At 71.0% G+C, this 21,017-nt stretch carries 22 protein-coding genes and 2 pseudogenes; 11 read left to right on the forward strand and 13 right to left on the reverse strand.

Annotated elements, in window-relative coordinates; all coding sequences use genetic code 11:
- Positions 1–216 precede the first annotated feature (216 nt).
- From xylA to ACWGI8_RS11475, 3 genes are all read left to right on the forward strand, one after another.
- Positions 217–1,386 carry a xylose isomerase gene (gene xylA / locus ACWGI8_RS11465; protein ID WP_453659978.1) on the forward strand — a complete coding sequence of 390 codons (1,170 nt, stop codon included), beginning with the start codon at positions 217–219 and terminating at the stop codon, positions 1,384–1,386.
- Between the two features lie 146 nt (positions 1,387–1,532).
- The gene (locus tag ACWGI8_RS11470) at positions 1,533–2,807 is read left to right on the forward strand and encodes an ROK family protein (RefSeq protein ID WP_453659980.1); all 1,275 of its coding nucleotides are present in this window, start codon (positions 1,533–1,535) and stop codon (positions 2,805–2,807) included.
- A gap of 105 nt (positions 2,808–2,912) precedes the next feature.
- Positions 2,913–3,209 (forward strand): hypothetical protein, encoded by a 297-nt coding sequence (locus ACWGI8_RS11475; RefSeq protein WP_453659981.1) that lies wholly within the window; start codon positions 2,913–2,915, stop codon positions 3,207–3,209.
- Here the strand turns inward: ACWGI8_RS11475 and ACWGI8_RS11480 are convergent.
- The 3 genes from ACWGI8_RS11480 to ACWGI8_RS11490 form a co-directional block, all read right to left on the reverse strand.
- Entirely contained in the window at positions 3,193–3,417 is a 225-nt protein-coding gene (locus ACWGI8_RS11480) for a Scr1 family TA system antitoxin-like transcriptional regulator (RefSeq protein ID WP_453659983.1), read from the reverse strand. The genes ACWGI8_RS11475 and ACWGI8_RS11480 overlap by 17 nt on opposite strands.
- A gap of 247 nt (positions 3,418–3,664) precedes the next feature.
- Positions 3,665–4,426, reverse strand: a complete 762-nt coding sequence (locus ACWGI8_RS11485; protein WP_453659984.1) for a hypothetical protein — start codon at positions 4,424–4,426, stop codon at positions 3,665–3,667.
- Positions 4,423–5,787, reverse strand: a complete 1,365-nt coding sequence (locus ACWGI8_RS11490) for a right-handed parallel beta-helix repeat-containing protein (protein ID WP_453660023.1) — start codon at positions 5,785–5,787, stop codon at positions 4,423–4,425. Before ACWGI8_RS11490 ends, ACWGI8_RS11485 begins: the two co-directional genes overlap by 4 nt.
- Before the next feature lie 55 nt (positions 5,788–5,842).
- On the opposite strand from ACWGI8_RS11490, the gene ACWGI8_RS11495 reads away from it, so the two are divergent.
- Positions 5,843–7,075, forward strand: a complete 1,233-nt coding sequence (locus tag ACWGI8_RS11495; RefSeq protein WP_453659985.1) for a Dyp-type peroxidase — start codon at positions 5,843–5,845, stop codon at positions 7,073–7,075.
- A 112-nt stretch (positions 7,076–7,187) separates the two neighbouring features.
- Here the strand turns inward: ACWGI8_RS11495 and ACWGI8_RS11500 are convergent, their stop codons facing one another.
- The 4 genes and pseudogenes from ACWGI8_RS11500 to ACWGI8_RS11515 all read right to left on the reverse strand — a co-directional run bounded on the left by ACWGI8_RS11500 (position 7,188) and on the right by ACWGI8_RS11515 (position 11,043).
- Positions 7,188–9,374 (reverse strand): SdrD B-like domain-containing protein, encoded by a 2,187-nt coding sequence (locus ACWGI8_RS11500; RefSeq protein WP_453659986.1) that lies wholly within the window; start codon positions 9,372–9,374, stop codon positions 7,188–7,190.
- 375 nt (positions 9,375–9,749) lie between these two features.
- Positions 9,750–9,950 (reverse strand): annotated as a pseudogene (locus ACWGI8_RS11505) (dioxygenase); the annotation flags it as partial.
- 29 nt (positions 9,951–9,979) lie between these two features.
- Positions 9,980–10,225 carry a DUF397 domain-containing protein gene (locus ACWGI8_RS11510; protein WP_453659987.1) on the reverse strand — a complete coding sequence of 82 codons (246 nt, stop codon included), beginning with the start codon at positions 10,223–10,225 and terminating at the stop codon, positions 9,980–9,982.
- Complete coding sequence (locus tag ACWGI8_RS11515; protein ID WP_453659988.1) at positions 10,222–11,043, reverse strand: helix-turn-helix domain-containing protein; 822 nt, start codon at positions 11,041–11,043, stop codon at positions 10,222–10,224. The genes ACWGI8_RS11510 and ACWGI8_RS11515 overlap by 4 nt, the downstream gene beginning before the upstream one ends.
- A gap of 166 nt (positions 11,044–11,209) precedes the next feature.
- On the opposite strand from ACWGI8_RS11515, the gene ACWGI8_RS11520 reads away from it, so the two are divergent.
- A complete protein-coding gene (locus ACWGI8_RS11520) occupies positions 11,210–11,659 on the forward strand; it encodes an ATP-binding protein (protein ID WP_453659990.1) in 450 nt (149 codons plus the stop codon).
- A gap of 23 nt (positions 11,660–11,682) precedes the next feature.
- Here ACWGI8_RS11520 and ACWGI8_RS11525 read toward each other — a convergent pair whose 3' ends face one another.
- The 3 genes from ACWGI8_RS11525 to ACWGI8_RS11535 form a co-directional block, all read right to left on the reverse strand.
- Positions 11,683–13,275 carry a hypothetical protein gene (locus ACWGI8_RS11525; protein ID WP_453659992.1) on the reverse strand — a complete coding sequence of 531 codons (1,593 nt, stop codon included), beginning with the start codon at positions 13,273–13,275 and terminating at the stop codon, positions 11,683–11,685.
- Between the two features lie 79 nt (positions 13,276–13,354).
- Entirely contained in the window at positions 13,355–13,846 is a 492-nt protein-coding gene (locus ACWGI8_RS11530) for a GNAT family N-acetyltransferase (RefSeq protein WP_453659994.1), read from the reverse strand.
- Between the two features lie 115 nt (positions 13,847–13,961).
- A complete protein-coding gene (locus ACWGI8_RS11535) occupies positions 13,962–14,366 on the reverse strand; it encodes a VOC family protein (protein WP_453659996.1) in 405 nt (134 codons plus the stop codon).
- A 58-nt stretch (positions 14,367–14,424) separates the two neighbouring features.
- Here ACWGI8_RS11535 and ACWGI8_RS11540 point away from each other — a divergent pair, with 58 nt between their 5' ends.
- A complete protein-coding gene (locus tag ACWGI8_RS11540) occupies positions 14,425–15,054 on the forward strand; it encodes a nucleoside/nucleotide kinase family protein (RefSeq protein ID WP_453659998.1) in 630 nt (209 codons plus the stop codon).
- A gap of 284 nt (positions 15,055–15,338) precedes the next feature.
- Here the strand turns inward: ACWGI8_RS11540 and ACWGI8_RS11545 are convergent, their stop codons facing one another.
- Positions 15,339–15,473, reverse strand: coding sequence for a hypothetical protein (locus ACWGI8_RS11545; protein ID WP_453660000.1), 135 nt, complete (start codon positions 15,471–15,473; stop codon positions 15,339–15,341).
- 148 nt (positions 15,474–15,621) lie between these two features.
- On the opposite strand from ACWGI8_RS11545, the gene ACWGI8_RS11550 reads away from it, so the two are divergent.
- From ACWGI8_RS11550 to ACWGI8_RS11565, 4 genes and pseudogenes are all read left to right on the forward strand, one after another.
- Entirely contained in the window at positions 15,622–16,164 is a 543-nt protein-coding gene (locus tag ACWGI8_RS11550; RefSeq protein ID WP_453660002.1) for an RNA polymerase sigma factor, read from the forward strand.
- Between the two features lie 99 nt (positions 16,165–16,263).
- Positions 16,264–16,494, forward strand: a complete 231-nt coding sequence (locus ACWGI8_RS11555) for a hypothetical protein (RefSeq protein WP_453660003.1) — start codon at positions 16,264–16,266, stop codon at positions 16,492–16,494.
- A 313-nt stretch (positions 16,495–16,807) separates the two neighbouring features.
- On the forward strand, positions 16,808–17,692 hold the full coding sequence (locus tag ACWGI8_RS11560; RefSeq protein WP_453660005.1) for a DUF2268 domain-containing protein: 885 nt from the start codon (positions 16,808–16,810) through the stop codon (positions 17,690–17,692).
- 22 nt (positions 17,693–17,714) lie between these two features.
- Positions 17,715–17,837 (forward strand): annotated as a pseudogene (locus ACWGI8_RS11565) (MerR family transcriptional regulator); the annotation flags it as partial.
- 65 nt (positions 17,838–17,902) lie between these two features.
- Here ACWGI8_RS11565 and ACWGI8_RS11570 read toward each other — a convergent pair.
- Positions 17,903–19,183: an MFS transporter gene (locus ACWGI8_RS11570; protein ID WP_453660007.1), complete on the reverse strand. Its 1,281-nt coding sequence runs from the start codon at positions 19,181–19,183 to the stop codon at positions 17,903–17,905.
- A 135-nt stretch (positions 19,184–19,318) separates the two neighbouring features.
- On the opposite strand from ACWGI8_RS11570, the gene ACWGI8_RS11575 reads away from it, so the two are divergent.
- Positions 19,319–20,254, forward strand: a complete 936-nt coding sequence (locus ACWGI8_RS11575; protein WP_453660008.1) for a LysR family transcriptional regulator — start codon at positions 19,319–19,321, stop codon at positions 20,252–20,254.
- 83 nt (positions 20,255–20,337) lie between these two features.
- On the opposite strand, the gene ACWGI8_RS11580 is transcribed toward ACWGI8_RS11575, so the two are convergent.
- Positions 20,338–20,862 (reverse strand): hypothetical protein, encoded by a 525-nt coding sequence (locus ACWGI8_RS11580; RefSeq protein ID WP_453660010.1) that lies wholly within the window; start codon positions 20,860–20,862, stop codon positions 20,338–20,340.
- Between the last annotated feature and the right edge of the window lie 155 nt (positions 20,863–21,017).

A 21,017-nucleotide genomic window follows, 5' to 3' on the forward strand; every position in this document is an offset into this window, starting at 1 on the left:
GTTTCGTCGAGCTGCTGTGTGGTCGATCGGCGCGCCGGTGTCGACGGCCGTCCGGAGTGAAACGGTGTTTGATCGGACAGAAAACAAAATGCGCACCAGGCCTCGCAGGGGTGGAGCGGTGTCCCAGGTGTCCGAGGGTTGGCCGAGCGCACCCCGTAGGGTATTGGTAAGGAGAACAAACAAATAAGCCGCCGCCATCACCCAAGGGGCCGCACCATGTCGCTGCAGTTCACTCCCACCTCGCAGGACAAGTTCACCTTCGGCCTGTGGACCGTCGGCTGGCAGGGGCGCGACCCCTTCGGTGACGCCACCCGCCCGGCGCTGGACCCGGTCGAGTCCGTCGAGCGTCTGGCCGCGCTGGGTGCGTACGGTGTGACGTTCCACGACGACGACCTGATCCCCTTCGGCTCCTCGGACGCCGAGCGCGTGGCGATCGTCAGGCGCTTCAGGGACGCGCTGGAGCGCACGGGTCTCAAGGTGCCCATGGCGACCACCAACCTCTTCACGCACCCCGTCTTCAAGGACGGCGGCTTCACCGCCAACGATCGTGACGTGCGCCGCTACGCGCTGCGCAAGACCATCCGCAACATCGACCTCGCCGTCGAGCTGGGCGCCACCACCTATGTCGCCTGGGGCGGCCGGGAAGGCGCGGAGTCCGGCGGCGCCAAGGACGTGCCGGTCGCGCTCGACCGGATGAAGGAGGCTTTCGACCTGCTCGGCGAGTACGTCACCGAGCAGGGCTACGACCTGCGCTTCGCCATCGAGCCCAAGCCCAACGAGCCCCGCGGCGACATCCTCCTGCCGACCATCGGCCATGCCCTGGCCTTCATCGAGTGCCTGGAGCGCCCCGAGCTGGTCGGCGTCAACCCGGAGACCGGCCATGAGCAGATGGCGGGCCTGAACTTCCCGCACGGCATCGCGCAGGCGCTGTGGGCGGGCAAGCTCTACCACATCGACCTCAACGGCCAGTCCGGCGTCAAGTACGACCAGGACTTCCGCTTCGGCGCGGGCGACCTGCGCCAGGCGTTCTGGCTCGTCGACCTCCTGGAGACCGCCGGCTACGAGGGCCCGCGGCACTTCGACTTCAAGCCGGTGCGTACCGACGGCTTCGACGGCGTGTGGGAGTCCGCGAAGAACTGCATGCGCAACTACCTGATCCTCAAGGAGCGCGCCGCCGCCTTCCGGTCCGACCCCGAGGTCCGGGAGGCGCTGGTCGCATCCCGGCTGGACGAGCTCGCCCTGCCCACAGCCGCCGACGGCCTCAAGGGCCTGCTGGCCGACACCTCCGCCTACGAGGACTTCGACGTGCAGGCCGCAGCCGGGCGCTCCATGGCCTTCGAACGCCTCGACCAGCTCGCGTGGGAGCACTTGCTCGGCGTGCGCTGACCAGGTCGACCGGGGAAGCGGTGCCCCGAGGGGTTGCGGACGTCGTCATGATGCGGACGTCGTACATGATGCGGACGTCGTACATGATGCATACGTCGCACATGAGACGGAGCTGTCCTGTCGGGGGGCAGGTAGGGAGTGAGTACGTGCCACGGAGCGCCGCCGCAGCGGCCGGCCCACCAGGGCCGGCCCCTGTCGACCTGGCGGCGATGCGCCGCGTCAACCTCGGCCGCGTCCTGGCCGAGGTCCGCTCGGCGGGCCCGCTGTCCCGGGCGACGGTCGCCCGGCACACGGGCCTGACCCGTGCCACGGTCTCCAGCCTCGTCGCGGAACTCATCGAGCGCGGGCTGCTGCGGGAGACCGATTACCAGCAGGACGGCACGGTCGGCCGCCCCGGACGGCGTCTGGAGATCGACGGACGGTCGGTGGCGGCACTGGGCCTCGAAGTCAACTCCCGTTACCTGGCTGCCTGGTCGATGGACCTCGCGGGCCGGCAACTGCACGAGCGGCGCCTCGTGCACGATGCGGCACACGAGGATGCCGAGGACACGATCCGTACGCTCGCCGCCCTGGCCACCGAGCTGATGGAAGCCGCCCGCCGGGCCGGGGTCCGCACAGCGGGTGTCGGCGTGGCCGTCCCCGGCCCCGTGGACATCGCCACCGGTCGCGTGTGCTCCGCGCCGAACTTGCACTGGCGGGACGTTCCGGTCGCCGGGCTGCTGCGCGATCTGCTGGGCGTGACGGACGACGTGAGCGTCGGCGTCGACAACGAGGCCAACCTGGCCGCCCTGGCCGAACGCGGTCACGCCCGGTCCAGGGCGGCCGACCTGGTGTACGTGACCGGGGAAGCGGGCATCGGTGCGGGCATCGTCGCGGGCGGCACGCTGCTGCGCGGCGCCGGCGGCTTCACCGGCGAGCTGGGGCACCTCCAGGTCGATCCCGCGGGCGAGAGGTGTGCCTGCGGGCGCACCGGCTGTCTGGAGACCAAGGTCGGCCTGCCCGCCGCGATCCGCATCGCTGCTCCCGACCTGGCGAGAGAGGAGGCATCGGGCGCCGCGTCCCACGACCCCGAGGAGCAGGCCCAGGAATTGCTCCGCCGTGCCACGGCAGGAGACCCACGGGCGCTGGCCGGCCTGGACGAGATCGGCCGCTGGCTCGGCATAGGCCTGTCGATCCCGGTCAACCTCCTCAATCCTGAGGTGATCGTGCTCGGCGGCTATTTCGCGACGGTCGCCCCCTACCTCGTTCCCGCTGCCATGCGCGAGCTGCGCGAACGGGCCGTGGCGGGCGACCCGGCGGTCTGCCGGGTGACCGGCTCCGCCCTGGGGTTCACCGCGGCGGTACGCGGGGCCGCGGGCATCATCGTGGAGGAGATCTTCGCCGACCCGGGCCGCGTGGCTGTGCGCGAGGGCGCCTCCTGACCTGGAGGCCCCCTGTTCGCGGAGGCGGAACCGGGGCCGCGAGCCTACGGTGGTCTGAGAGCGCCAACGAGCGGCGCGGTGACCGGTCGGCCTGGAGGAGGCCCGATGAAGGAGCACTTCGTCTGGATGACAACGCGCCGCATCAAGCCGGGCATGCTGGCGGAGTTCGAGGGGGCGTGGCGGCCGGAGTCCCACCCGCAGGGCATGCTCCGTGCCTTCGCGTACTGGTCCGAGGACGGGCAGGAAGTGATCGGAGTTTCGCTCTGGGAGTCCAGGGAGCTGTGCGATGCCTGGCGTGGCTCCGATGCAGAGACGCGTCGGCGTGAGGTGATGGCTCCCTACGTCGTCGAGGAGCGAGAAGCCTTCTATCGTGGCCGCGAACTCGTCATCCCCGAGCGATAGCGGGAGCGCCCCGCAGCGGAGTTGATCCGGTGCGGGGGTCGTGCAGCTGGCCTTCGGCATAGCCGAACCACTTGTTGTCCGGCGACTCCAATACCTGAAGTGGGCCGTCGAACCCCGCATGCTCGGGTTGCCGCAACGGCATGATCTGGAGCTCGACGTTGAACTGGCCTGCCCGTTCCAGCAGATGCTCGATCAGCTCGTGGGCCACCTCCGCACCGCCCGTGCCCCGCTCGATCCAGCATCCGGATCAGGGCGACGCGCGCGTGCTCGGTACGACCCTGGCGGCGGGCCAGCGCCACCCACGTCAACTCCGGTGCGGCGGACGGGTCCTCGCCGAAGCGCTCCGCGAGGAGGCCCGCCGGTCAGGGCCTCGGCCTCGGGTGGTGTGGGGGAGTCCCGAAGAGGCCGAGGAGCGAATCGGCTCCCAGATGGCTCCCGGCGGCTCGGTGAAGCTGTCACGGGGTGGCGGAGGCCGCGGGTGTGGCGGGTGGCGGCGGCTGTCGAGCGATGTCGGCGGTCATCCAGGTGCCGGAGCCTCCCAGGCGTGCGGCGAAGCGGCGCAGGCCGCCGTCGGCGTCGACCCAGTAGCGGGTGCGGCCCGGAGCCCCGGGTGCGGACTGCGCTGCGGGGGCGGGCGCGTCGGCGGTGCCGGGGCCGGAGAAGACCGTGACCGGGACCCCGGAGATCTTCTCGTGTCCGAGGACACGTGCGCTGCTGCGGACGAGGAGCTGGGCGTTCTCGGGCCGGTCGGAGCCGAGCGAGAGCAGCAGGAGCAGGGTGCTGTCCACAGCGGCCGAGCGGGGTTCCAGGCGGCGCTCGCTCCAGCCGTCGGCCGGGGGCTTGTCGGGCCGCGGGCCGGTCCAGTTGAAGCGGGCCGAGACCGTGGTGCGGTTCCAGCGGAGCAGGTGGCGCCAGTGGGTGGGGGCTCCGGGGGTCTCGTCGCGCAGTTCCGCGTAGCCGGTGTGCGCGCGCCAGTCGAGTCGGCCGTCGAGCCGGAGGGTCCGGCCCGGCGCCGGGATGGTGGCACTGACGGTTCCGGCGGCGCTGCGGTAGTTGGTGAACCGGGTCAGCGCGAGGAGCTCGGCCTGCTGCTCCGTCAGTGCCGCCCGGTCGCCGGCGGGCCGGTCGGCGGCGGGCCCGGTGCAGGCCGCCGAGGCGAGCACCACGGCCAGCAGGAGCGCGGCCCGGACGGGCCTGCGGGTGACGCGCGGCGTCATCGGGCGGTGGTCGTCGGTCGGCTGCGGTCGGCGAGCAGGTCTGCGCCGGGCAACGGCACTTGGCCGGGATCGACAGGTCCCGGCAGTCCGTCGGCGGGGGCGGCGGGCGCGGTCGCGGCGTCCGGGAGCTGGGGCTGCGCCGGCGGCGGGGCAACGTCCAGGAAGGGGATGCCGGGAGGTGCCGGGTCGGTGCGCGGGGACTGGCCGGCGGCTTCGGGATGGCCGTGCGGGCAGGCGGCGATGGACTTCAGGTCGGTGGGCAGGGTAGTGCTCAGGGTGTTGCCGTCCAGGCAGTTCCCGTGCCCGGGCGCTCGCGCGGAGGCGCGGTAGGCGACGTCCACGCCGTTGCCGGTGAGCGTGTTCTCGCGGAGGCGGTTCTCCGTCGGGGCGAGGTCCTCGTTGGAGGCGAGTACGACGCCTGCCCGGGGGTTGCCGGTGATCCGGTTGCGGAGGAGTTCGTTGCGCTGCCCGCCGGCGATGCCGATGCCGATGCCGAAGGCGCCGTCGGCCTGCTCGGGGGTGGCCGGGTCCGCGTTGTCGGCGATCAGGTTCCCGGCGATGGTGCCGCCCTGCTGGGGGACGTACGCCTCCAGGTAGTCGGAGTTGACTGTCAGCCCGACCCGGTTTCCGGTGAAGCGGTTGCGCAGCACCCAGATGGGCCCACTGGCATTGGTCCCCTCGTAGCCGATGGCGTTGTGCTCGGCGACGTTGTCGCGGACGAGGATGTGGCAGGGCTTGCACTGGCCGACGTAGAGCCCGGAGTCGGCGCTGCCCGAGGCGTGGTTGTGTTCCAGGACGCCATGCTGGGCGTTGAACGCGTAGATGCCGTAGAGGCCGTTCGCGTGAGCGGTGACGTAGCGCACCCGAAAGCCCTTCAACGGGGGGAACTTGGCCGGGTCGAGGTGCCGATAGCCGTCGCTGCCCCTGGCGAGGCCGCCGTTGCCGTCGCTCATGCCGGTGACGAGCACGCCGTTGAGGAGGTGGTTGCGGACGGTCAGGTTCTCGACCGAGACGCCGGGAGCGGTGACGAGCACGCCGTTGGCCCGCCGGCCCTGGCCGTCGATGACCACTCCGCCCCGGTCGGCGCCGCGAACAATCACTCGTTCGGTGCGGATCCGAACGCTCTCGTGGTAGACGCCGGGCGAGACCAGAACGAGGTCGCCCGGCCGGGCCCGGTCGAGCGCGGCGTTGATGGTGGCTGCCTGGGACGGCACCCGGATGGTCGCGGGAGCGGTGTTCTTGGCCGACGTCGGATCCGGCGGCAGAGCCCAACAGCCCGCGCACAGCAGCGCGATGGCCGGCACGGCGGCGGCCGGGGCGAGACGGCGACGGCCGGCGGAGCGGCGGCGGACGGGTGGCATCACGAAGGTCTCTTCCGGTTGCTTGCGGAGTCGATCACCACCCTAGAGTGTTCATGTGGACACTGATTGTGACGACGTGGTGAATCCGGAACCGTCGCCGCTGGTTCGACGCCGACTCCTGGGGGGCCTTGCGGTCGCGGTACCGGCCGTGGCGGCAGGCTGGGCGGTCGCGGGCGGCGCCCGGCGCCCGGCCGCTGGTGCTCCGGAGCCGGTCGCGGGCGGAGCCGGAGAGGCGGCAGCTGCCGCCGTACCGCCCGAGGGGTCGAGGCAGGCGGGGGTGGACCGCCCGGCGCAGCCGCAGCAGTACGCGGCCCTGGCGGTCTTCGACCTGACACCCCCCGGCGGTGCGGCAGCCCGGGGAGCCGACGAAGTGCCGTACCTCGCCGCACTGTTGTCCGGTCTCGGCCGGCGGGTGCTGGATCTCTGCTGCGGCGCCGACGGGGAGCTGGGCGGGCTCGCGCCGGGGGATCTCAGTGTCACCGTCGGAGTCGGCCCGCGGCTGGTGGCGGCGGTGGACGGCCGGCTGCCCGGGGCGGCGGGGCTGCCGGAGGCGTTCGACAAGGCCGTGCCGGACCTCGCACGTCAGGGGGACCTGATGGTGCAGCTCTGCGCCGCGGATCCGCAGGTGGTGGCACATGCCGAGCGGGTCCTGACGAGCTGGCTCGGCGAATGCTCGGGGCGCCCGCGCTGGTCCCAGGACGGCTTCCGTCCGCCGGCCCGCGAACCCGGTCCCGTGCGCAACCTGCTGGGGTTCCTGGACGGCGTATCCGTCCCGCGTACGGAACGGGAGCTGGCCCGGGAGGTCTGGCTGGCGGGGCCCGAGCGGGTCCGCGGGGCCACCATCGCCGTGGTCCGAAGGCTGCGCCTGGACGTGGCGGGCTTCCTCGCCCAGGACGTCACGCGGCAGGAACGGGTCATCGGCCGACGCAGGTCCGACGCGGCGCCGCTCAGCGGCGGCGGTCCGGCAGCGGCTGTCGACCTGGGAGCGAAAACGCCGGACGGCAGGTACCTCGTCCCGCTGATGTCACATGTCCGGCGGGCCCATCCGGCCGCGACCGGGAGCGGGCTGATGCTGCGCCGCGGCTACAGCTTCTCCAACGGGCCCGTCGACCAGGGCCTGCTGTTCATTGCCTTCCAGCGGGAGCTGCGGACGTACGTGGAGACCCAGCGGCGGCTGGACGACGGCGACGAGCTGTCCACCTTCGCCACGGCGACCGCTTCCGGCACCTTCCTGGTGCTGCCCGGGTTCTCGGCGCAGCGCCCGCTGGGCTCTTCGCTGTTCGCCTGACGGCCGGGCCTTCGCAGCAGCGCCGGGAGGAACCCGTCGTCGGGCCCTCCCGGTCTGCCGGTGCGGTGTGCGTCAAGCGGTCATGAGGCCGAGCCGGTCCGAGGCCATCGGGTCAGCTGGCGACCCACAGGCCCGCGTCGATGTCGTGGTTGACCGTGCCGGGCGGGCCGGTGGTGACGTCCGCCGTGGCGGTGTCCGCCAGGGGGTTGCCGCCGGCCGGCACCGCGTCGGAGTTGGTCGCCTGGTTGAGGCCGATGTTCGCGGTCCACCACAGATCCTGCGCCTCGTAGTCGATGGTCGTGTCGGCCGTCGACTTGTCGAACTCCAGCGTGTACTGGGTGTTGGGGCGCAGGCCGTCGCGGTGGTCGAAGTAGTACTCGCCCTTGGCGTCGGTCTTCTTGCGCGCGATCTCCTGGCCATTCGCGTCGCGCAGGATCACCGTCACACCGGGGATGCCCGCGGTTTCGTCGTAGCTCTGGGTGCCGTCGGCCTTGTCGCGCCACACCCGGTTGCCGATCTGGACCGGCGGCTCGTCGCAGAGCAGCTCCAGGTCGCCGAGGCCGTTGGCCTTGCCGAAGCCGCCGTCGTTGGCGTAGGCGAGGCCGAGCCCCTGCAGTGACGGGTCGGCGCCGCGGTCCCCCTGCCAGCGGTCGAAGAAGCCGACACCGGTGGAGGTGATCGTCCGGACCGGGTCCATCACGGTGGCGGCGAGGCGGTCACCGCCGAGCGGCAGCGCCAGGGCGCCCTGCACGGTCTCCAGGTGGCCGGCCCCCGTGTACCACTCGTCACCCTTGTAGAACTCGCTGCCGGTGCGCGGGCAGGCCGCGCCGCCCTCCCACTCGTACGTGCCGGTGGTCGTGCGGCAGACCCTGTAGAGGTCGCCGCCGGTCGCGATGCTCTCGATGATGTTCGCCTTGGCCGGGTTGGCGTTGGGGATGACCAGCCCGGACTGGTCGCCCATGCGGTCACGGAAACCCAGGACCAGCGAACCGTCGCGCTCGAACTCGATGTCGCTGAGCATCGGCTGCGGGTAGGCCCACTGCCCGTTGCCGCCGTCGGGGAACTGCGTCAGGTCGTCCTGGGTCCACGGCTTCCAGTTGCCCGGGGTGGGGTCGACGGCGGGATCGCGCGGGAAGTCCAGCGGCTCGTCGACGATCGGCGCGGAGCCGAACGTGCCGGTGGCCGGGTCGAACGTCCAGACCACGGCCCGCAGTTGGCTGACGTCCTGGGTGCTCTGCGCGGAGCAGACGCCGCCCACGTGCAGGACCCGGTCGCGCATGCCCAGGCCCATCGGCCGCCAGTCGGCCGCCGGGGTGCAGGCGGAGTCCGGGATGGGCAGCGGTGCGCCGACGGGCGCCGCCGTGGCGGTGTCGTAGGTGTAGAGGCTGCGGTCCTTCATGTTGACGACGTAGAGCCGGGAGCCGTCGGCCGAGATCTCGATGTCGCCGAGCGATTCCTGTCCCACCACGGCTGCGAAGTCCGCGTCCACGCGGTCCGCCTGGTTATGGGGGGTGTTACCGGCGTTCGGCACGGTGGCGAACAGGGTGGTCGCGCCGGTGTTCCGGTCCGTCACGTAGATGGCGCCCTGACGATTACCGGGGCCGGGGCCGTAGTCGCCGTGCCGTTTGGCGTACGCGCCGGTGAAGATGCGCCGGGTCTTCTTGTCGTACGCCACGCCGTACGTGGTGCCGGTCTGGGTGCCGTTGGCGAGCACCGTGGGGTTGTTGGGGTTGCCCTGGGTGTCGCCGCGGGAGGTGTAGGGGAAGGACACCAGGGTCTTGCCGTTGGGCTTGGTGGCGGCCTGCTGGCAGGGTGTGGCCAGGTCCGGGTCGTCCTGGCAGTAGTCGTCCGGGTTCCACACCCCGAAGTCGAGGGTGGCGTCCTTGCCGTTCCTCAGGTCGACGTAGCCGAGGTGCGACGAGAGCCCGGGTCCCGCGAAGGACGGCTGGAGGAAGCCCTGCCCGGTGGCGGGATCGTACTTGTCGGCCCAGTCCAGCAGTTCGACCCTGTACCGCCCGGGGGAATTGGTCCACGTGGTGGTGTCGATCTCAACGGTGCCGTCGGGGCCGATCGGGTAGGTCCGGCACGGGCGGGTGAGCCGCTCGCAGAGCCTGACCGTCCCCGGGCCGTGCGGCACCTGGATGTTCGGGTTCCGGTCGCCCTTGGCGGCGAAGTCCCGTAGCAGGTTGATGGTCAGCTTGCCCTCGCCCGGCGCGGCACCGGCGGGCCCCGGAGTCCCCGTCACGGCGAGCGCGCAGGCCAGCGCGAACGCTCCCAACCACTTTGTCTTCCTGATCACGTACATCCCCATGCTTGTCGGAAGTGCGGGGCGACGGCCGTGGACCACTGCCAGTGCCAGGGCAGCCCGGCGGGCACGCTGATCTGGGCGCGACCATCGCTCATGATCACAGAGTAGTCACTTGATCGCGGAGCGTGTGTACATGTTGGGGCCGGGTGACCGGGGCCGGCGCCTCGTGCCCAAGGTTTCTGTGGGGGTGCGAAGACCGCGGCGGTCAACTCCCGCTTGAGCGCGTCGAAGGCCGGCAGCCGGCTCTCCGGCACGGCCGTCCGCAGCGAGGAATCCCTGATTGGCTCCCAAGGCAGGGGCAAACGCCGGTCAGGTCTCCTCCGGCTCCGTCAGTACTTCGTGCACAAGTGGATCGGAGTGAGGGCCCCTGCGGATCTTGTCGGCGTCGATGTAGTACGGGCCCTCGGTCGTCTCCGACGTGAGCTTGTAGCACTCCTCGCCGGTCGCCGCGGCGGCAGCGCCCTTGCCCTTCTCCTCCCCGGCCGACGCCGTGGTGGCGACCACCGCACCGATTCCGGCGGCAGCCACTGCCGCGCCGCCCGCGAGGATGACCCGGCGCCGCGACATGTTCCGCTTGTGAGCCGGTGGCGTACGGGTCAGGCCTGGGCCGCGTGCGAGACGAAGCCGACCCAGGCTGCGGGGGAGAGGGCGAGCTGGGGGCCCTGCTTGTCCTTGGAGTCCCGGACGTGGACGGTGGTGGGGCAGGTGGCGACCTCGACACAGTCGCCGTCGCCGCTGCTGCTGTAGCTGGACTTGTGCCAGGAGAGGGCGACTTCGACGCAGTCGTCGCCCGAACCGCCGCTGTAGCTGCTCTTGAACCAGTCCAGTTCGGTGGTGCTCATAGCGCTCCTCGCATCCGCTGCAGCAGGCTCACGGAGTCTTCCAGGGAGAGAGCCTGTGAGCGCATCCTGGCATACCGCATCTGGAGCACGCTGACCTCTTTTGCGTCGGAGATGAGCAGGCCCCCGCGCTGGCCCTCGTTGTAGGCGAACCATCGGTTCTCGGGTGTCTCCAGCAACTGCATTGGGCCCGCCAGCCCAGCATGCGTCTCCCGCACCAACGGCATGACCTGGATCTCAATGTTCCGCTGCTCGGCGAGGCCGAGGACGTGGTCGATGAGGTCGACAGTGACCTGCAAGCCGCCCGTGCGCCGTTTGAACAAATGCTCTTCGACGATGAAGCTGTACGCGGTGTTCGGCCGCTCCCGCAGCAGCCGCTGCCGTTCCGCCCGCGCCACCAGCTGGGCTTCGATCTCCTCGTCTCGCAGCGGCGGGAGCCGATCGGCGAACAGCGTCCGCGCGTACGCCTCCGTCTGTAACAGGCCAGGAATCAGACGGCATTCGTACGTGTACAACGTGATCGCCGTCTTCTCCATCCGCGCCCACTTCCGGAACCACGACGCCAACCCCGGCTGCCGCGACAAATGCTGCGCGGCCCTCCGCAGCGCCCCCGTATTGCCCAGCGCCGCCTCCGCCAGCTCCACGAACTCGTCGTCCGGCATACGTCGCCCCAGCTCGACCGACGTCACCGTGTGCTTGGAGAACCGCACCAGTGCCGCGAACTCCTCCCGGCTGAGCCCCGCGTGCTCGCGCAGCGCCTGGACCACCGCGCCGAACGTCCGCAGACTGTCCGAGGACTCCGGTTCCACACCGTCCGTCATGTCCGGCCACCTCCCGCGCACCGCGCACCCGCTCCGCTGCCCACTCCCAACCGGCCTATCGTTACGGTCAGTTACGCGTACTGTCCACTCCGCGTGCATGTACGCTGACGCCGCGTACACGGGTCCTGCCTGGAGAAACGGGTCCGGCGCACGCCACATTGGGCCCATGACGTCCCCCAGCACCCACCAACCGCCCGTCACCGTACGTGTGTTCACCCAGCGGTTCAGCTCAACCCCGCGCGGCGCCCGGCTCGCCCGGCACCTCGCGCTCCATCAGCTGGACAGCTGGGGCATCCAGCACGGGACCGAGGCGTCCGACACGGCCGCCGTGCTCGTCGCCGAGCTGGCAGCGAACGCGGTGACCCACGGCCGCGTACCGGGCAGGGACTTCGAGTTGCGGCTTGCCCACATCCCGCCCATGCTCTGCATCGAGGTCTCCGACACCCGCGGCGAGCGCCGCCCGCCCGGCCCCGGGGAGGTCGCCGAGCCGCCGACCGGTTCGGAGAGCGGCCGGGGACTGGTGCTGGTGGCTGCGCTCGCCGACCGGTGGACGGTGCTCGACCGCGTACCCATCGGAAAGACCGTCCGCGCGGAACTGGACCTGCCGTGCCGCTGATCAGGCCTGCCCGGACAGGGCGGCTACCGAGGTAGTCGCGCCACCGCCCACTTCGCCTCCTGCGCCAGCGGCCCGAGCGCCTTGCGGGACGGCTCGGCGATCTCCTTGAGCAGCGTCCTGCCGTGGGACATGGCCTCGCGGGCGAGGCTCGCGTCGCCCGTTTCGGCGGCGGCGAGGGCGAGGAGGAGGTACTCCTCGGTGATGAGTCCGCCGAAGCGGCGTCGGCGCCGCCAGTCCGGCACCGCGTCTTGGTCCTCGGCGGCGGGCGATTGGAGACCGAGGTCCAGCTCAAGCTGATCAGGACCGGTACCGGTGCCGGTACCGGGAGCCGGACCATGATCGGAGGCGGAGGCGGAGGCGGAGGCGGAGGCGGAGGTGGCCGGGGTCGGCTCCAGGGCGCCGACGACGCGTTCCAGCGTCCGGCAGGCCCCGGAAAGGTTTCCCGCGCTCCGCTCGTACGCGGCCAGCGCCAGGCCCGCCGAGGCCCGGCCCCATGCCGTGTCCTGCAGCGATGTGACATTGTACTGTGCACGCGCGGCCTGGCCGAACTCGCCGAGCAGCGCCAGCTCCGCGGCTGTCCCACGTAGCCGAGGCGCGTCAGGACCGGTGTCGTCCAGCATCCGGATCAGGGCGGCGCGCGCATGCTCGGTACGGCCCTGGCGGCGGGCCAGCGCCACCCACGTCAACTCCGGTGCGGCGGAAGGGTCCTCGCCGAAGCGCTCCGCGTCGAGCTCGCGCGCCCACTCGGCCAGAGCCACCGGCTCCTCAGGGAGCTCCCGCAGCGCCCCGCGCAGCAGCGGAACGTCGTCGGCCGACCCGTACCTGCCGACCAGCACTGCCGCGAGGCGAAGCTCGTCGCCGTATCCCGTGTCGGTCGCCTCGCGTTCCAGCAAGTGCCGCAGCAACGGGAGATCGCTGTCCTGGCGGTCGTACTGGGCGGCCCGCAGCACCGTCGCCCGGCGGACGGCATCAGCGGCCACCTCGTCCCAGGCCCCGCGGCCCGCCACCCGCATCCGCGCCAGGTCCGCGCGGCCCGGGGCGAGGACCGTTTCCCGGAGCGGGGTCCGCGGATGCGGGTCGAGCAACTCGTACGCCAGCAACTCGTCGGTATTCAGGAGCAGATGCTCCGGCTCGGTCCGCAGCAGTGCGCGGTGGAACATGGTGAACAGCTCCAGGGTGGAGCGCTCAGGGAGACCGAGTGCCGTGCGCAGCTCGGTCCGGCGGTCGTCCAGATCCGTCATGAACTCCTGGAGTTCGTTCTCGCTCGCCGCGACGGCGGCAAGAATCGCCTCCTCGCCATCGGCCGGGGACAGCCCCGTGTGGTCGCGCCAGTCCGGCAGCCCGATCACAATCTCCAGGGCCTCACTCACGCTGCCCCCGATCAGCCCGGCAGTTCCCTCCGACGACGCGTACAGCACCGGTCCGTCAGCTCCGCCGCACACGAAGTACGTGCCACCGGCGCCGTCCCCGGCCATCGGCTCCAGCGACGCACCCGAGGCCAGGCACACCGCCTCCCCGTGCTCCGCGCGGTCCAGGTCGAACTCGAAGGGATACGCGGCGGCCATCTCGGCGAGGCGCGGCTGCTCGCGGAGCAGCCGGAGTACGGGGTCGGTCATGGCCCCGTACGTTACGCGGGCCGCAGCGCCTGGCTTCCGGCCTGCCCGCTCAATCCATCAATCCATCCGGAGCAAGTGATCAGCGGGGAGCCGCAAGTTGGCGCTGGTACCGGACACCGGGGCGCCCGTCGATCCTGATGGCCTCCACGGCGGCGAACCCGTTACGTGCGAGCACGGTCATGGAGGCCTGATTGTCGAGGGTGGTGACCGCCCTGAGAGCGGACAGCCGGTAGGACGTGGCGGCGAGGCGGCACACCTCCGCGACGGCGGCGGTCGCGACGCCCTGGCCTGCGGCCCGCTCGCCGATCCGATAGCCGAGTTCAGCGGCGCCTGCTTCGACGTCCACGAGATTGACGCGGCCGACCAGATCCCCCTGTTCGTCGATGACGACGTGGAAGTGACACAGACCGGCGTCCTGCTCGGTGAGCCGGGCACGGTGACGGGAGGCGAACTCGGCGAAGTACGCGTCCCCCCGATCCGGCACGGACCGCGCGAAGTACTCCCGGTTCTCCCGCTCGAAAGCCAGCAGGGCGAGGGCGTGGTCACTCCGGAGCTGCTCCAACGTCACCATGCGCGGCAGCATAGGTCGCGATGATCGCGCCCGGCCGCAGCCGGGGTTGTCGCCCCACAAGTCCGACGTCGAGAAGTCCGACGTCGAGCGGACCACCGAATCCGGTGACCGTGCGTTATGCCGGCTGCAGCAGATCCCAGCGGTTGCCGTACAGGTCCTCGAAGACGGCCACCGTGCCGTACGGCTCATGGCGCGGCTGCTCCAGGAAGCGCACTCCCGCCGCTGTCATGCGCGCGTGGTCGCGGGCGAAGTCGTCGGTGTGCAGGAAGAACCCGACCCGGCCGCCGGTCTGCGCGCCCACGCTCGCTTCCTGCTCCGCGCCCTTGGCGCGGGCGAGCAGCAGATCGGTACCGCTGTCGGCGCCGCCGGGGCGGACGACCACCCACCGAGACCCGTCGCCCCGGTCCGTGTCCTCGACGAGCGTGAAGCCGAGGGCGTCCCTGTAGAAGGCGATGGCCTCGTCGTAGTCGCGCACGACCAGCGCGATCAGGGCGATGCGGGGCAGGGGCGCGGCGGACATCGGTTCTCCTTGCTGACGGGCGCGCCCAGTATCGCCGACGCCGTGCACAATGCCTCGCATGGACCCGTCGATCGAGCAGCTCACCGACCGCGCCCGGCGCCTCGCCCAGCCCGGTACGCGCCGGATCCTCGGGATCGCGGGGGCGCCCGGCGCGGGCAAGTCCACCCTCGCCGAGGAGCTGGCGACGCGTCTCGGCGGGCGCGCCGTCCTCGTACCCATGGACGGGTTCCACCTCGCCCAGGCCGAGTTGGAACGGCTCGGACGGGCGGACCGCAAGGGTGCTCCCGACACGTTCGACGCCGCCGGGTACGCGGCGCTGCTCGCCCGGCTGCGCGCGCCCGAGGCGGGGACGACGGTGTACGCGCCCGCTTTCGACCGCGGGCTGGAGGAGCCGGTCGCGGGCAGTATCGCCGTCGCTCCGGACGTCCCACTCGTCGTCACCGAGGGCAACTACCTGCTGCACGACGAGGGGCCCTGGGCGGGGATCCGCGCGCTTCTCGACGAGGTGTGGTTCCTGCGGCTGGACGACGAGATGCGGGTGCCCCGGCTCGTCGACCGTCATGTGCGCTTCGGCAAGGAACGTGCGTACGCCGAGCGCTGGGTCAGGGACTCCGACGAGGCCAACGCCCGCCTGGTGGACCGCGGCAGGCACCGCGCGCACCTCACCGTCCGGATGGACCTCGACTAGCCAGAGTCCGGATGGACTCCGGCCAGCCAGGTTCCGTCCGGCCGACTCCGAGCGGAGCAGGACTACGAACGCCCGCTCTGCGATGTCGGCCACACGCGGACACGACAACTGGTCGGTCACCGCCGAAGTGCCGCTTCCCTCACCTGGCGAGGTCTGGACCGTCGGCGCCATCAGGTGCAGGTGATCGTGGCCGCCTCCCAGGCCCGTCAGCAGCGCACGCTGGAGCCGGGCCAGGAGCTGGACGTGCAGGAGCCGGGTATGCGGACGGGCCGCCTGCCCTGCATTTACTTCGTGAGCGTGAGCAGCAGAGCGATCACCACGACTCCTACTCCGATCGCAGCCCCCAGTATGGGGTTGAGGTACGCGACGTAGGTGATCAGTCCGCCGACGGTGAGCGCGAGCCCAGTTCGAGTGTCCATGCCTATAGCGACCGCTTGCAGGCAGGGAAATTTCGCGAGGGAGATCTTGGATCGCGATGAAAAGAGTCTGCGGCTTAGCCGTCCTATCTGTGTCCGGGATGCATACCCGGCCATTGAAGGGATGGCGATGGTAAGGAACTCAGGGTGGGTGGGCGGGTCCGCTAGGCCCCGTGATCGCCTCTCGCCGGCGCTGGAAGCACAGCTCTACGAGGCGCTGAGGGAGATCAGGCCCCGCGTGCTCCGCGCGGTCACCCGGATGACGCGGGACTACCACTTGGCCGAGGACATCACTCAGGAGACGTGCCTGGCCGTCTTCATGGAGTTCAAGAAGGGCACCGTCTTCCAGAAGCCAGTGATCGTCTTCGCGATGGTCGTGGCCCGGAACAAGGTCTACAGCCACTTCAGCCTGATGCGAACCCGGATGGAACAGCCGTCGGGCGAGTTCGCCGATTCCACCGCTGGGATGCTGTGCGACCGAGCCGATGGGCTCGTGTACCTGGAGCTGTTGGCCGCGGTCAGGGCGGCAATCCGCGACGAGCGACAGGCGAAGATCTGGGAGCTCAAGCATGTATGGGGCCTCAAGGGGACCGAAATCGCGGCACACTTTGACATTTCCTCAGCCACGGTGACCCGCGAGCTCCAGAGGGCCGAGGCCAAGGCGAAGCGGAGCCACTCCGCCGGAGGTGAGTAGAGCGCGTCTCGGGATCACGGTCGTCGTCCTCCACCGCGAGCCCGTGATCCTCGGGTCGGGGTCTACTCACCACCCCGAGAAGGAAGGGGAAGGAACGAAATGATGATGACTGTAGACGGCTCCTCTCCGCACGAGAGGATGCTGGCGTACCTGCGAGAGGGGGACGCCCTCATCCCTCCAGAGCTGGACCGAGCGACGGACTGGGTCGGACTCTTCGGCCAGCTCGCCGAAGCGGCGGATCGTGCCGAGCCGGAGGCGACGCCGACGAACCTTGCGGACGGCGGAGTCGAGCACTGGGCCGGAACACCTTCTGGCTCAACGGCGTGGTAGGCGAAGGGAAGGCGGAATGTCTGCTAGCGCCATGGTCGCCGAGTTCATCGCTTCATACGGGGGTTTCGGCTCAATCGCGATGCTTGTATCGCTGATGAGCCTTGGGGGGAACTACGGAGTGCGCCAGCGAGTCGGGGGGCTCTGAGCAGCGCTCTGAAGGGAATCCAGGAGTGCCCGCTGGCTGCGGTCCAGAGCCAGCGGGCACTTCTGCGTCTACTCGTACTTACTCGCCGGCACAGCGGTGGCCGTACCTCGACGAAGAGCGCGCCGGTGGTTTGACATTGACGTTGCGTCAACTTCTAGCCTCGGGGCCATGTCGATCACTGTTCTTGACACCTGCTCCGCCATGAGGCGGATCCTGCTGGCCCCGGTCGCGGACCGCGTTGACCTGCTGCGTTCGATGCTGGAGCCCACCAGGGGCATGTACCGCTACTACCCCGGCGAGGTCGACCTGGTGGCCATGCACCTCGAAGCGTCCGGGTTCCCCATCGACCGCGACGAGGAGCGTTGCCTCGACGCGCTCGAAACCCTGGCGGCGGCCGGAGCCTGGGAGCGGATGCAACGCGCCCTCGACGACGCTCTCACCGTACTGCTGGAGGCGACGCCGGGGCTGGGGGCCCCGGACATCACCGTGCTGTTCGTGCTCGGCGATCCGGGTGACGAGCACTTCATGGGTCCCTGCCAAGGAGTGACCGGGTTCGGCGGCATCTCGGGCCACATCGTGATCACGCTCTGGCCCTTCCCCGAGAACGTGGAGCGGCTGGAGGCCACCGCCGTGCACGAACTCCACCACAACCTGCGGTTCGGCCCGGGCGGGGTTGTGTGGGACCCGATGACCGTCACGGTCGGCGATCACATCGTCTCCGAGGGCCTGGCCGACGCCTTCGCCGGACAGCTCTATGGCAACGAGCTCGGCCCCACCCGCATCGGCCTGCCGCACCTGCACGACGACGAGATCTTCGGCAAGGTGCTCACCGGGCTCGACGTGACAGGCATGCAGAATTTCACTGCCTGGGTGCACGGCGACCCCAGCGCCGAGCGCTTCGGCCTCACTCCGGTGGGACTGCCGATGGGCGCCGGGTACGCCGCGGGCAACAGGCTGGTCGACACCTACCTGGCGGCGACCGGGCAGACGGCGGCGCAGGCCCTGCACGCCGACAGCTCGGAGATCATCGCCGCAACGCTCCGCCGCGGGTAACACCGGAACGACGGAGTGGACGATCCAGGAACTCGTCGACGAGGCCGGCATCACCAGCCGCACCCTGCGTCACTCCGACCGTGTCGGGCTCTTGGCCCCGTCCCGGGTCGGCGCGCACGGGTACTGCTACTACGACCCGGGCGCGGTCGCCCGGCTCCCGAAGGACCACACCCCGCGCTTCATTCTCGTCCCCCGGGCCGCAGCGGCCCGTCAGCCGCGGCCCGGTGCCGGCTCCGGCTCGGGGAGAAGCGCTGCCGCGCGGCGGGGGAGCAGCAGCGGGGTCGCCAGCAGGAGCACGCCGGCCAGGCCGATGGCCGTACGCGGGCCGAGCAGGCTGCCCAGCACGCCCCAGACGGCCGTCAGGAGCGCGGTCGAGGCCTTGGTCGTCACCGACCAGGCGGTCAGCGTGCGGGCGACCCGGTCGGTCGCGGTGCGCTCGAGGCGGTAGGTGGCGTAGACGGGGTTGAAGACCCCGCAGCAGAAGATGAGCCCGAGCTCGACGCCCATCACCAGCAGCAGCCCTCCGGTATTCGGCCCCAGGAAGGCCAGGCCGACGGGCCAGAGCGCGCGCAGCACCCCGGCCACGATGAGGACCTGGTGCTGTCCGAACCGGGTGACGAGCGGTCGGGCCAGCCGCGAACCGAGGAGCCCGCCGATCGAGGGCGCGGCGAAGGCGAGGCCGTACTGCCACGGTGCGAACCCGAGTCGGCCGAGCATCAGGACGGCCAGCAGCGGCTGGGTGGCCATCACCAGGCCGTTGAACAAGGCGGTGTTGAAGAACAGCGGACGCAGCGTCGCGTCGGCGAGGATGTACCGCCAACCGTCGAGCAGGTCCCGGGCCCGCATGCGCGCGGCCTCCCGGCGCTCGGGCCGCGGCTCGTGCCCGCCCGTCGCGCGGATGCCCAGGGCCGAGAGCAGGTAGCTGACCGCGTCGGCCACCACCGTCGCCACCGGACCGAGGAGCCCGATCGCCGCGCCGCCCAGCGGTGGTCCGATGATCGTGGTCGTCCAGGCCGTGGACTCGAATCGGGCGTTGGCGACGAGCAGGTCCTCGGCCGGCAGCAGCGTCTTCAGGTACGCGCCGGAGGCGGCGCGGAAGGTGATGTCGGCCGCCGCGACGACGACCGAGACCAGCAGGAGCTGAAGGAAGGTGAGCACGCCGAGCCCGAACGCGGTGGGGATCGTCAGCAGCGCCGCGAACCGCACCAGGTCCATCGCGATCAGCACCGGCCGCTTGCGGCGGTACTCCACCCACGGGCCGAGCGGCACCGCCACGGCCGCGCCCACCGCAGCCCCCACGGAGGAGAGCGCGGCGACCTCGGCCGGTCCGGCGTGCAGCACCTGGACGGCGATCAGCGGGAACGCGCCGAAGGCGAGCCACGTGCCGAGCGCGCTGGTCCCGTACGCTCCCCAGAGCCACCCGAACTGCCGCCCCAGCCGATGTCCGAGCAGATGTCCGCGCAGATGTCCCAGGCGGTGCCCGCTCTTCATGCCCGATGCCCCTCGCCACTCGCCCGCACAACCGATTCGCGATCGGAAGCATCAAAGCGAGCGCCATACCCAGGGATCAAACAACCGCAGGGCCGCCGACCACAACCATCGGTTGTGCCCATAGGGTGTATCGGCGTGGACCTCGACACCGTCCGGACCTTCGTCGCCGCCGCCGATGCGGGTCGGTTCCAGGAGGCCGCCGCCGAGCTGGCGGTCACCCAGCAGGCCGTCTCCAAACGCATCGCCGCGCTGGAGCGCAACCTCGGCGTGCGGCTGTTCACCCGCACCGCGCGTGGTGCCGAACTCACCATCGACGGGCAGGCGTTCCTGCTCCACGCGCGCGAGCTGCTGCGAGTCGCCGAGCGCGCGGTCGCGTCCGTGCGCCCCGGCCGCCGTCCGCTGCGCGTCGATGTGATCGCCTCGCGCGTCGCGCCGTCGGGCCTGATGCGCGGCTTCCACCGCGCGCACCCCGAGATCGATCTCGACGTGGTGATGCTGTTCGACATCGAGACGGCCATCGCCGCCATCCGGTCCGGTGCGATCGACGCGTCCTTCCGCGCCGTCGCCGCGCCCGGCCGGCCCCTTCCCGAGGGCATCGAGTCCGTCCGGGTGCTCGACGAGCCGCTCCAACTCCTCACCGGCCCCGCCCACGCGCTGGCGGGCGCCCGGTCGGTGACCGTTGCTCAGCTCGCCGGGCACCGGATCTGGATGCCCGGCATCGTCCCCGGTACCGAGTGGGCCGCCTACTACGACGACCTCGTCGCCGAGTTCGGCCTCACCATCGAGGCGACCGGCCCCAACTTCGGCTCCGACGCGCTCCTCGACACCGTCGCCGACACCCCGGCCCTGGCCACCTTCATGGGCGAGCAGACCCGCCTCGTCTGGCCCGCCAACCACGGCCTGCGCCGCATCCCGGTGACCGACCCGATGCCCGTCTACCCGCACTCGCTCCTCTGGCACCGCGACAACCCCCACCCAGCGCTGGCCACCCTCCGCGCCCACCTCGCCGCCACAGCGACCGGCCACGACGCCGCCGGGACCTGGGCACCGGGCTGGGTGATTCCGCGCTGAGCGCAGCCGCGTCCACGATCATCGTGGCCGGACCGACGGACGGCGACTCGGGGGCAGGCGTGGCCATCGGCACACTCAGGCGCCTACGGCCCGCGTTCCGCGAGCTTCTTCAGCGTGAGCAGCTGCTTTCGCATCATCACGAGATCGCCCCAGGCCAGAAGTCTGCGCTGCACCCGATGGATCAGCTTGCGCCGTTTCTCGACATCGACCGCGACGACCAACCGGCAGCCCTGTGCCGTCGGTTCGATCATGTAGGTGACCGCCATGCGTCCGTACCGACGCGCGTCACCCTCCGGAAGCACCACGGTGATGTGCCGGTCGTTCACGAACTGGGTGATACGGAACACCAGGAACGGCTGCCCGACTTCGAGGGGTACAACGTTCTCCGGCAACCGGTCGGGGCTCTTGCGACCTCGGAAGTCGATCCAGTCGTAGCTGTAGGGCGCTTCCCGCAATTGCTCGAGCCACCGAAAGGCCAGCTCGGCCGGAGCGGCCACGTCCACGGCTCGGGCCCAGCGTTCGTACGGAGCGTTCATCAGGTCGTCACAGGGGTAGCCTGCCTGCTTCTCCTGTGCGGTGGCACCCCACACTGTTCCGGTCAGCTCCATACGTGGAGCCTACGACGTGCGCAGGCGCCCGCCGCTTCCGGCCCTCGAAGCCGACGGCTCCGGCGTATCGGACCTGGTCGCGGGCGGAGTTGGTCGTGGAGTTCCGCACCGGTGGAAGCCATGGCTCGCGTCGCGCCCCGGGCCGGCGGTGCGGC

This window comes from Streptomyces sp. NPDC054841 (genome assembly GCF_053611045.1).